Here is a 1,339-nt window from a genome sequence, read left to right as displayed (position 1 = left end):
TTGGACTAGTTTATCAAGCTGGCTCATTGTTATGTTAGGAGTGAATTATAATGTTCTACAAATCCTCTACCCAATATCTCAGTAAATATTATCTTACGATAGTGTTTACACTGTTAGCTGTTACTAGTTCTTGGGCATTGGTTAGGACAATCCCTCAGTATGTATTTTTTATTCTCTTTAATTTTATTACTATTTTCTACGGTGAATACTTAATTAATAAAGCATACGTACTTCATACAAAAAAATATAATATTTTTAAAGGGATACTGGGAGGAGTGCAATTACTTATTAGTTGCATTATCCTAGGATACTTTTCTATGTGATAGAAAAAAAGAGGCTTAGACATATGTCTAAGCCTCTTTTTTTCATTTTAAGTAATATTCAAGTGTGTATTTACCGAATATATATCTAATGTATAACCAGTAACACGTCGACCGTGTTTCATAGTCGTTACTGTTATTAGTGTTTTGGGATATATTTCGGATAATTCTTTTACGGCAACATCAATTGTTTTTTGTTTAAAACGGCCTGCGGGCCATCTCTTAGGCTTACCATTTTCATCTGATCCTAAAAACCAAGATTGCCAATCTTCAAGAGTTCCCTGTATTGTTACGCTAGGTGGTAAACTATTGGGATCATTATAATTTCGCCACTTTCCAAATGCGTTAGCATTCCAAAGTTTAAGTAAACTTATCGTATATTTTGACTTAATTTTTCCCAATTCAGAGAGTTTGAATGAGTAAAAATTCTTTTTTAACTCAAACACATATGGAGCTACTTTAGAACTAAAACTGAATTCTATTACTCCATCTTCTACAACTGTGATGTGATCGAATAAAGATGTCATTATTACAGCTTTTTTTCCATCGTTTCTAGTTATTTGCATATAGATCGCAGTATTTTCGTTAAGTTTTTTAAACGCAAGTAATACACGATTATAATTTTTTCCAGACAAATTAAGTCCAAAATGTCTAAGTATATCACTAACAACTAACGTATAATCTTTATCTTTTAGATCTTCCTTCTCTACAAAACTAAAGCAGTAGTCTAATACCTTATGTTCAAAAGTCTTCAAATTCCCAAAGGATCTAGCTAATTCATTAGCTTGAGTGACAAGATAATCTTGTCTACTTAGTAAATCGTTTATTGCCGTATCCATTTTTTTATTTCTTACATCAGACATTTTCTGTCACCCCTTTTTATATTCTATCACCATTTAAACTCTAAATGGAGTTTTTTTGATAAAAAAGTATTTTTAACGTACTAAAAAGTATTTTTAACGTACTAAAAAGTATTTTTAACGTACTAAAAAGTATTTTTAACGTACTAAAAAGTATTT

General features: G+C 30.0%; 1 protein-coding gene. It reads right to left on the bottom strand.

Going from position 1 to position 1,339, the window contains the following annotated elements:
* Positions 1-370 precede the first annotated feature (370 nt).
* The gene (locus tag LMU01S_RS09990; RefSeq protein WP_056958093.1) at positions 371-1,183 is read right to left on the bottom strand and encodes a replication initiation protein; all 813 of its coding nucleotides are present in this window, start codon (positions 1,181-1,183) and stop codon (positions 371-373) included.
* Between the last annotated feature and the right edge of the window lie 156 nt (positions 1,184-1,339).

Origin of the sequence: Ligilactobacillus murinus DSM 20452 = NBRC 14221 (assembly GCF_001591685.1) — a bacterium.
In the GTDB taxonomy this organism is placed as follows: Bacteria; Bacillota; Bacilli; order Lactobacillales; family Lactobacillaceae; genus Ligilactobacillus; species Ligilactobacillus murinus.
This window is presented reverse-complemented; position numbering and strand designations above follow the sequence as displayed.

Bases quoted from the DNA above. Each gene is read 5' to 3' on its own strand.
- LMU01S_RS09990 (WP_056958093.1), bottom strand. From the start codon at position 1,183: ATGTCTGATGTAAGAAATAAAAAAATGGATACGGCAATAAACGATTTA.